At 37.8% G+C, this 9,511-nt stretch carries 9 protein-coding genes; all 9 read right to left on the reverse strand.

Annotation, left to right across the window (positions count from 1 at the left end):
* Positions 1 to 90: 90 nt before the first annotated feature.
* From Q1A47_RS18795 to Q1A47_RS18835, 9 genes are read right to left on the reverse strand one after another with little or no spacing between them, the layout of a single operon-like run.
* Positions 91 to 1,650, reverse strand: a complete 1,560-nt coding sequence (locus Q1A47_RS18795) for a lipopolysaccharide biosynthesis protein (RefSeq protein ID WP_166530463.1) — start codon at positions 1,648 to 1,650, stop codon at positions 91 to 93.
* A 16-nt stretch (positions 1,651 to 1,666) separates the two neighbouring features.
* A complete protein-coding gene (locus Q1A47_RS18800) occupies positions 1,667 to 2,932 on the reverse strand; it encodes a hypothetical protein (RefSeq protein WP_026680474.1) in 1,266 nt (421 codons plus the stop codon).
* Entirely contained in the window at positions 2,929 to 3,939 is a 1,011-nt protein-coding gene (locus Q1A47_RS18805; protein ID WP_166530462.1) for a polysaccharide pyruvyl transferase family protein, read from the reverse strand. Before Q1A47_RS18805 ends, Q1A47_RS18800 begins: the two co-directional genes overlap by 4 nt.
* A 6-nt stretch (positions 3,940 to 3,945) precedes the next feature.
* The gene (locus tag Q1A47_RS18810; protein ID WP_034678709.1) at positions 3,946 to 5,157 is read right to left on the reverse strand and encodes a glycosyltransferase; all 1,212 of its coding nucleotides are present in this window, start codon (positions 5,155 to 5,157) and stop codon (positions 3,946 to 3,948) included.
* Complete coding sequence (locus Q1A47_RS18815; protein WP_166530461.1) at positions 5,126 to 6,283, reverse strand: glycosyltransferase family 1 protein; 1,158 nt, start codon at positions 6,281 to 6,283, stop codon at positions 5,126 to 5,128. Before Q1A47_RS18815 ends, Q1A47_RS18810 begins: the two co-directional genes overlap by 32 nt.
* A 37-nt stretch (positions 6,284 to 6,320) precedes the next feature.
* Positions 6,321 to 6,662 (reverse strand): helix-turn-helix domain-containing protein, encoded by a 342-nt coding sequence (locus Q1A47_RS18820; protein ID WP_026680470.1) that lies wholly within the window; start codon positions 6,660 to 6,662, stop codon positions 6,321 to 6,323.
* 3 nt (positions 6,663 to 6,665) lie between these two features.
* Positions 6,666 to 7,886 (reverse strand): DegT/DnrJ/EryC1/StrS aminotransferase family protein, encoded by a 1,221-nt coding sequence (locus Q1A47_RS18825; RefSeq protein ID WP_051388277.1) that lies wholly within the window; start codon positions 7,884 to 7,886, stop codon positions 6,666 to 6,668.
* A complete protein-coding gene (locus Q1A47_RS18830) occupies positions 7,837 to 8,538 on the reverse strand; it encodes an acetyltransferase (RefSeq protein ID WP_226983593.1) in 702 nt (233 codons plus the stop codon). The genes Q1A47_RS18825 and Q1A47_RS18830 overlap by 50 nt, the downstream gene beginning before the upstream one ends.
* Positions 8,516 to 9,115, reverse strand: a complete 600-nt coding sequence (locus Q1A47_RS18835; protein WP_026680469.1) for a sugar transferase — start codon at positions 9,113 to 9,115, stop codon at positions 8,516 to 8,518. The genes Q1A47_RS18830 and Q1A47_RS18835 overlap by 23 nt, the downstream gene beginning before the upstream one ends.
* Between the last annotated feature and the right edge of the window lie 396 nt (positions 9,116 to 9,511).

Consider the following 9,511-nt stretch of genomic DNA (forward strand, 5'->3'; position numbering starts at 1 on the left):
TAGACATCAAACATTTCAAAATAACTACTTGGCTTAACGCAGTCATTGCACTGATTTTATACTTTCTTAACTTATAAGAAAAACAAGCGATTATTTATGAGAAAAGGTTTTCTCTACTACTGGGTGCTTCATGAGTTTCGTGCTTACGATTCGTTTAGCAACATGATAGAGATAGTTAAACTCTTCTGTCTTTCGAAACAACAGATAAAACAATACATTGGGAATGAATATGCATATAGTACCTCTGAATAAAATTGTCCACATGGTATATGTGGTGAAAAAGCTTCTGGCAATAAAATCCGTTATGATAGCAGCTATAACAACAATTAAGGTATACACCATATATCGTATAAAGTGAAAGCGAACTGGTTGAAAAAAAACATATCTAAAAAGGATATATGGATCATACCAAAAATAAACGCTCCATCTACTTATAACCGTTCCTATGAACACTCCCGCCAAGCCAATTTCCTTTGCTAGTATAATGGACACTAAAATATTTATTCCTGCTGCTATAATCGGTCGATATTTTCCCTTCCTAAATAAACCCGTCGTTTCTCTAAACGTAGTAGTCGCATTTTGCATACCCGCCGTAAAAAAGTTTAAGATTATGGCAAATACGATAAACATATTTAATACGTACTCATCGCCTAACCAAACGGTAATAAACGGATTAAATAAATTCCAAAGACAAATAGCACAGAAGCCAAATATCCAGAAATTAGTAAAGCGAATAACACGAAATATAAAATACTTCTTTTCCGCACTTTCTTCAACATGTAAGTTACCAACACTTGCTGTTATCGAGTGAAATAAATAGCCTAAAAGCGTAGTAATCGTGCTAATAATTAATAAATAATTGGCATACATCCCTACAAAGGCGATACCGGCAAAAACGGATATAATGATATTGTCTGCACCATGAATAACAACACCGCTAATCTTATATAAAAAGAGAGCATACAAATTACTAAAAAATTGTTTTCTATCTTTTTTCGGTAGCGTTGCATGTGCTCCTTCCATCAAAAATGGATACAATTGATTCGCTTTACGTGCTATATAAACATTCTCCATTACTCGGAAAGCGACCTGTGTAGAAAGAACGACAATATAATTTTTAGTTGTTAATAGTAATACAATCAAACATAGATTAGTCATAACGATAAACACACTGTGTATCTTTGATATTATATGATGTCGTTGATCTGCAATAATAATTGCTTGCTTATGCACAAAATAATAGGACATAACAGATTGCAATAAAAATAACAGATAGATTGCATTCAAATGATCAATTCGTGTATCACCATTTAGTAGGTATGGCAGAAATGGTAATAGTAATAGTCCGATGACACAAACAGCAGCGCCGATGATTCTATATGCCTTTTTAAATAGATTCATGTACGCTTGAATTTTGATCGTATCCTTTTCTGCCAACGGTTTATATAAGCTATAGATCATAGCAGTATCAAAGCCTAAATTCGTTAGTGATAAAATTAAGAGAACACTGCTGAACAGCCCTTCAACACCTACGTATTCGATACCAAGCGTATAAATAAAAACGGTGCGAACAATCATCCCCATGATCAGACTAATTACTTGTCCTGAAACCCCAAAGAACATGTTTCTAATTGAGTTTTCGATTCTCATATAAACGCCTTCTACTTTATAAATTTTGCATTCGTATTCGATTTAACCGAGTGCGTACTCTGCGAATAATTATTGGGACGAACTTTGTTAGCCTGTATTTTAAAAGTGCTTTTTTTCTTTCAGCAGCAAAATCGTACATTACGAACCAAGCCACTAATTCCTGATCCATAATTTTTTCCTGATTCTCTTTCATTCTGTCTTTAGATAGGTTCCACTGCATGATTCGCGCCGGTGTAAAATACTTCACGTTATCCTTTAAAAAATCGCTTATATGTTGAGATAGACTTCCTGTTATAGGAAATCCGAAATCACTTGGATCGCTACCCTCCGCAACAATACCAACTATTGTACGAACACATTTCTCGCAATGACAGCAATTTTTTTCATTTAAAAAACAGACCCTGAGGTTCACATCCGTTTCCTTGTTTGCGTAATAGTCTACAACTAATTTCACTTTTTCCTGCCGATTTATCTCATAACCGTCATGAAACACATGTCCCGAAGCAAATTTTATCTCATTATCAATCGTTGGATCTGATGCACACTTTGCCCTATATCCTCTAAAATAAGAGCTAGCAATGTATATACAGTTGATTTTCTCTTTATAGGCGATCGGGATAGCCGCAGAAATAATAGCTAAACTATGATGTAAGCCATGCCACCAAGAATCACCAAGTTTCTTCAGAAAATGTCTATCAATTTCTTGAGCGCTGATAAATGTCCCATAATTGGAATGAATAAGAATGTTATCAAGGTTATGTTCACAAGCAAATCGAGTCACGTGTTTTTCATCGGCATCCCATACCTTACTTCGTTGTACGGAATGCTGATGCCATCCATATTCAGTAATAAGTAAGGGCTTCTTTTCCTTGATCCGAATAAAGGTAGCAAGTGCATCAAGCCCCCCACTAAATAACTGAGCAGCTTCATGTTCAGGGGTATAGCTATTCTCTATGAGGTGATCCACATGTATTTCACCTGAAAAAATTACATCTGGGTACATTCGCTGATAGGCTTTCTTGATGTTGGCAAGGCAATCATAAAAGGATTTATCCAATTCAGAAACATAGATGGATGAATTGGTTATCCAAGCAAGTGGTGCGGTGTTCGCAACAAATGGAATAGCTGCTACACTAACCGGGACATCTTTCAAATCATCATTATATTGAAAAAAGAGATGATTACCTTGTTGAAAATACCGTTGGAGTTTCTTGTCTACACGAAACGAAATATCAATCCTTTTTCCATTCACTGCAACATCATCGAGTATAATAGCTTTCATTGAGCACCTCTAAATAACAATTCGATATCGGACGTATTCACTTGCCTAAATTGTTGCAGCCACGTATTTATTCGCTTGAGATCTAGCTTTACATCAGTTGTAATCGCGGAATGTATGGTGGTTTCTAATTGACTCATTTCTCTTCTGTCTAGTTGATTAAGGTTATATGTCTCTCCCATGCCTCGCGCCCTTTCATCAATACCAATAATAATAGCTCGCTTTTTATGTCTCATTGCATAAATTCCTCCATGTAAACGTGTACCGATATAATCAATATCCTGAGACAATATTTTTTCATACGCCGCTAACGTTGGAGAAACAATCTGAATACCTTCTATATTATCGAGTGTATGAAAGTAATGCAGATCCTCTTTATCTTGAATCCAGAAATAGATCTTTTCGTAATTTTTTTGTAAGACATTTATTAATAACTGATCGCTTTCTTTATGTCTCGCATGAAAAGTAAGTGTAAAAACCACCGATGTAGCTTTATGTTTCGGAATTTGCAAACAAAAATCTGGCGTGAGTGACCATAATGTCGCACAGCCAGTATTAATTGCCTTCAGCCCCATATCTTCTACGAAACTTTTTGTTCGCTCGTCTCTAACACTATGCATATAGTCATGCGATAATACTTTTTTATAAAGCATTTTTGTATATCGCTTTATTTTAGTTCCTTTTCCCGCACCAACTCCAACCAAAATACTTCCTTTTAAAGGTTGATAATTAAATAGATTAATATTCCATTGTGGAAAATGGGTTAGCATATCCATTGTCAGTAAATTGGATCCTCCGACAAATTTGTATTTCGCATTACTATATAGTTTTACACGGTTAGAGCCTCTAACCACTTGATACCAATGAAATGGAGCTAAATGCGTTGGTAAGGTAAGTACGTAATCCTCCTTTGTAATTTCCGTTAAGTGCTCTCTCACACACTTCATAATAATGTCATCACCCTTATTCAGAGACCCTACAGATGTATCTAATAATACAATATTATCCATTAAAGACTATGACCTCCCTGCGACTTCTTGTTCAAATGTCTGATATAGCTTTTTGATTTCTAATTTATTGCTATAATCTAATTGCTTGGTATTCTCTGCTAGTCTATTTCGGTAGGATGTATGATGAATCAGCTGCTTGATGCCGGTAACCAAACCATCAATTCCGAGAGCACAAATACATCCATCTACGTTATGCTTAAGCTGACTTGCAGCCGTTGGATAATTGGTAATTAGAACTGGTTTTGCTAAAATTTGCGCTTCTGTTACTGTCACTGCTTTTCCTTCATATCTGGAAGGTTGCACGTAAAGATCTGCTGCTTTCATAAAGGGATACGGATTGACTTTTTTCCCTAATAAGAAAAAATGATCTTGTAGGTGATTGTTGGCGATCAATCGATACAGCATTTGCTCATCTCCACCATAGCCAACAACGTACCAAGCAAGGTTTTTATAACCACTATCTATTATTTGCTTTAATGCTTTTATCGCCATATCAATCCCTTTCGCATGAGATAAACGTGCAACCGTTACGATCTTAAATCTAGTATCGTTTAGCATCGGATTTTCTACTTCTTTTGTTGCCATCTTCCTAACAAACATAGGTGATATCATATTCTCTACTACTTTTACATCAAGTCCTTTATATACGTTTAAAAAAGCCTCTCTGCATGCCTCCGAAACCGCAATAATCGAGTCGAATGTAGCCCACATATCGTAATCCATTTCTTTATCAACCTGCACTGTTGAATAATCTGTATGTATCCAAGCGATTTTATGATGTGCTTCCACCTTTTCAGCAACAAAATAATGGGGCCATAAATAACTAATTGCAACATCATACTGCTCTTTTATAGTCGGTAGCATCGGCAAGGTATATTTCCACATGAGCTGCGATTGATAATAGCCTGGCTCCGAAGCTTTTAATTTAAAACCGTTTATTTGTGCATGTAGCTTCGCCCTTATTCTGGAAAAACCTATCTGGTAATGCCGTTCTTTTATAACGGTTGGAATGGACTTACGAAATGTCGTATACGCTGGTATTTCAGTTAATATATTTACGTTATGTGGAACGAGCTTCAAAAATTCCCCCTGCTGCCTATACAGCATTAAATCGACATGGTACGTATTGTAATCTAGATTTTCAAGTAAGCTAAGGAGACTTCTTTCTACCCCACCAACCTCCATATCAAAGGAGGCGATAAATATTTTTTTCTTCATATACACCACCGCTATCGGATATATAAATGTCCATCAGCTTTGCAATAGCTAGGGAAACCGAATATCCATTTTTTTCGAAAGCAGCTTTCACTTTCATCGTATTCTTTTCTCTCTTATACACCATGTTCATAATTTTATCTGCCCAATATTGTGGCCCTTCCTGCAAAGAAATTCTCGAGATTAGTCCTAATTTAAGGTCTGCCTCCGGTTGAATGGCTTCGGAAACGATACATGGTAAGCCACTCGCTTGTGCCTCTAGTAACACAAGACCCAGCCCTTCATAAATGGATGGAAATAGAAATACATCCATTGTATGCAGAATGGTAGGAATATCCGTGCGAAGACCTAAAAAACGAATATTCTGATCAAGCTTTTCTTGTTTAGCAGTTTCCTGAAGCTCTTTTTGTAACTTACCTTCCCCAACAAGAATTAGCATGACTGTAGGATCTTTTTGTCTACAAGCTTTTAGGATTTCCAGTAGAAATTGATGATTTTTAGCTGCGATGAATCTACCAATGTGACCAATAATCCGCTGATTCGATAACCCTTCCTCCCTCTTAAACTGTTCTACCTGCTTGTGATCCTTATACAAAAAATGCGTATACTCAATTGCATTGGGAAAATAGGCATACGTTTGTTTCGATAGCCCTCTTCGGCCGAATAGATAGTGACCAGCATGATTACTACATGCTAATAAATGCGTGGAAAATAGCTGAATGAGCAATCGCATCGTGGGCTTATAGGATTTTCTAATGATACTGTTGCCTTCATCCTTCGTCGTATGTGCATGCGATACTCTTCGCTTAACACCAGCTAGATAACCGGCTGTCATAGCAACCCCGCAGTGAAATAGCGTATGTGCGTGGATGGCCGCATATGGGCCATAGTGCTTGATAGCATGATAGATCTCACGAATTGAATTTGTCTTTGTAAGCGTAATAACGCTACCACCTAAACTTCTAATTTCCTGATCATAATCCGCTTCTTCACTACTGTAAGATATAAAATCAAATTGTATTTGTTGATGGTTTAGTCTTCGATAGATATTCATAAGCAATGTTTCTGTTCCACCACGATTCATTGCACCAACCACATGTAATACTCTAATCGGCTTCTTCTGTTTCATTTATGATCTCCTTTGTAAATTTAAACAGTTCTTTTTATTAGCCTAAATCATCTTTCTCCTTTTGCCACTTTGCAAATTCAATCACTGCGCGATATTCATGAAGTTGCCCCTTGTCAATGCCTGTTCTCTTTAGTTCATTTACAAAATCTATCCATTCATGCTCTGGCAATTTTGCATCTTTATCATCTAAGCCTAATATCGTTCGGAGATCGACATCCAACACAGTTGCGATTTTCTCTAATATTTGGATCGATGGATTATGATTGACATTCCTTTCCATACTGCTTAAATAAGATTTCGATATATTTGCACGTTGTGCGCATTCTGTTAAACTAATTCCCTTTTTTTTACGAATACGTTTAATATTTTTTCCCAACATCTCCTATACCTCGCGTTTTCCTATAATAAAAAAACTCCCATTTGGGAGAGAACGCTTAAACGCCTTTCGAATACAAGTAATAACTCGAAACTGCTGCTCTTCCATTAAGTTTGACCCAGAAGGAAGACAAATCCCTGTTTGAAACAATTGTTCGGCTACGTGAAGGTTTTCTTGATGTGGATAGTACGTAGCATCGTAAAAAAGTGGCTGTAAATGAAGAGGCTTCCAAACTGGTCGTGCTTCTATATTTGCTTCTTCTAAGGTCCTTAACACCTCGTCTGCTGTTGTGTCCGTAGCCTCTGGACTAACGGTAAACGTAGTCAGCCAACGATTGGATCTTGTATTTTTTAGCTCTTGCATAAATTGAATACCTGGTAAATCTCCTAATAATCGTTCATACCTATCGAACACCTGCCTTCTTGCAGCAACACGTTCCTCCAACACACGTAATTGTGACCTACCAATCCCAGCTACAATATTACTCATTCGGTAATTAAATCCGATTTCGCTATGTTGATAATGTCGTGCTTGATCGCGAGCCTGCGTCGCAAGAAAACGCGCTCGTTGTATAGATTCAACATCGTTTGAGATGAGCATACCCCCTCCGGATGTGGTAATAATTTTATTTCCATTAAATGAGTAAATTCCATACTTGCCAAACGTACCGGAAGCCTTGTTTTTATAGGTGGTACCTAGAGACTCCGCTGCATCTTCTATGATAGGGACTTCATAGGCATTACAAATCTGTACGATGGCATCCATTTGGGAGCTTTGTCCATAGAGATGAACAACAATAACTGCTTTCGGAAGCTTTCCCCGTAAGACAGCATCCTCCATTGCCCGCTTTAAAGCTTGCGGTGACATATTCCAGGAATCAGGCTCTGAATCTATAAAAACCGGTTCTGCCCCTTGATATAAAATGGGATTAGCGCTAGCAACAAATGTTAACGTAGAGCAAAACACCGTATCTCCTCTCGTAACATTCATCAAACACAGCGCTAGATGAATAGCGGCCGTTCCCGAGCTTAGCGCAACCGCATCCTTAACACCTACTCGCTCAGCCATCTCTTGCTCAAACCTATCTACATTTGGGCCAAGCGGGGCAATCCAATTCATCTCAAACGCCGCTTCTATATATTCCATTTCTGTACCACTCATATGTGGCAAGGATAGATTAATTCTTGGCTCTGTCAATAAGCTCACCCTCTTTTTTCGTTTTATCATTATTGACGAATCTATCTATAATTCGTGTAGGGGAACCAACAGCTTTACTATAGGCTGGGATATGCTCAATAACGGTAGACCCTGCACCAATAATAGACCATTTTCCTAGATGCTTTCCTGGTATGATAGTAGCTGATGAACCAACATGAACTCCCTCACCCGTGCTTACATTCCCCGCTAATGTTGCATTTGGTGAAACATGCGAATAATCACCTATTGTACTATCGTGCTCTACAATTGCTGATGTGTTGATAATCGAGTACATTCCTACTTCAGCATTCGCATTGATTATCGCATGAGGCATAATTACTGATCCAAACCCAATGGTAGCAGATTTACTCACTATAGCTGACGGGTGAGCTATGGATAGATAATGCTTTGGTAACAATGGTAGTTGCTCCACAATTTCCTTTCTCACTTTATTGTCACCAATAGCAATAACCACCTTAGTTCCTTTACGTAAAAGCTTTATAAGATAAGATACGGGTGCATGAATGACACCTTCTATCTGAAATCCACGTTCATACTTATCATCTAAAATAGCTACAACATGATAATTTTCCTTAGCAAATATCATCTCTTGTACAACCTTGCTATGTCCACCATCTCCTATGATAATGATCCGCATCTTATTGGGCTTCTTTCGTGCCATGAAACTTTGTCATTGTTGCTGAACCCTGTTGAGTTATCCCTTCTCTTTTAAGCACTTTAATAAAAGTTAAAACTAAGATTCTACTATCCAATAGGAGATTTTGATTTTTTGCATACCAAATATCTAATTTAAATTTTTCCTCCCACGTAATTGCATTTCTTCCATTTACTTGAGCCCACCCTGTTATGCCAGGTTTCACCGTATGACGAAGTAACTGCTCTTCGTTATATAATGGAAGGTATTCCATCAGTAGTGGTCGAGGACCAACAATACTCATCTCACCTTTTAGCACATTAATAAATTGTGGAAGTTCATCTAAGCTGTATTTTCTTATCCACTTACCCAAAGCTGTTAAACGTTCTTCATCTGTTAATAGGACGCCATTTTTCTCCTTTTCATTTATCATCGTTCTGAGCTTATACAGCTGAAACGGTTTATGATGCAAACCAGGGCGTTGTTGTTTAAAAATAATAGGACTTCCCAATTGCAGCCTGACCCCCCCAGCAACGATAAGGAAAATAGGAGAAAATAAAATAAGGATACTAATGGACAAAAAAACATCAACCAATCGTTTCATATATTTAACTCCTTTCTATGAAGCGTTTCCCTTATAAAAACTGCCGTATACACGAACAAAAGCGCTAGCGCCTGATTAGAAACGTAGCAACGAAGTGAGTCGGCAGAGATAAAGGAATCACAGTGAGCTTACGAACCGATGATGACTTATCGTAGAAGGATTCGTGAACTCGCCTAGTTTCTGGGCGCTGGAGCTGAACACGGCTCAACACGCCCATATTTATCAACAAGGCAGATCCCTCATTTCCTAGACTAGAAAAACGGAGCAAAATTCGCTCATTCCTTATCACTAAATGCTCAGATTTACGCTTTCTCTAGTAGCTTGCTTGACCACCACTCCGGCTGCCCACTTCCCTTTCCGTGGGGTTTGTCCTTCAGCTAACTTTTTTAGCAAAAC

This window comes from uncultured Virgibacillus sp. (assembly GCF_947495635.1).
In the GTDB taxonomy this organism is placed as follows: Bacteria; Bacillota; Bacilli; order Bacillales; family Amphibacillaceae; genus Virgibacillus; species Virgibacillus salarius.

Excerpts from the sequence above, each read along its gene's own strand:
- Q1A47_RS18795 (WP_166530463.1), bottom strand. The coding sequence starts at position 1,650 with ATGAGAATCGAAAACTCAATTAGAAACATGTTCTTTGGGGTTTCAGGA.
- Q1A47_RS18800 (WP_026680474.1), bottom strand. The coding sequence starts at position 2,932 with ATGAAAGCTATTATACTCGATGATGTTGCAGTGAATGGAAAAAGGATT.
- Q1A47_RS18805 (WP_166530462.1), bottom strand. The coding sequence starts at position 3,939 with ATGGATAATATTGTATTATTAGATACATCTGTAGGGTCTCTGAATAAG.
- Q1A47_RS18810 (WP_034678709.1), bottom strand. The coding sequence starts at position 5,157 with ATGAAGAAAAAAATATTTATCGCCTCCTTTGATATGGAGGTTGGTGGG.
- Q1A47_RS18815 (WP_166530461.1), bottom strand. The coding sequence starts at position 6,283 with ATGAAACAGAAGAAGCCGATTAGAGTATTACATGTGGTTGGTGCAATG.
- Q1A47_RS18820 (WP_026680470.1), bottom strand. The coding sequence starts at position 6,662 with ATGTTGGGAAAAAATATTAAACGTATTCGTAAAAAAAAGGGAATTAGT.
- Q1A47_RS18825 (WP_051388277.1), bottom strand. The coding sequence starts at position 7,886 with ATGATAAAACGAAAAAAGAGGGTGAGCTTATTGACAGAGCCAAGAATT.
- Q1A47_RS18830 (WP_226983593.1), bottom strand. The coding sequence starts at position 8,538 with ATGGCACGAAAGAAGCCCAATAAGATGCGGATCATTATCATAGGAGAT.
- Q1A47_RS18835 (WP_026680469.1), bottom strand. The coding sequence starts at position 9,115 with ATGAAACGATTGGTTGATGTTTTTTTGTCCATTAGTATCCTTATTTTA.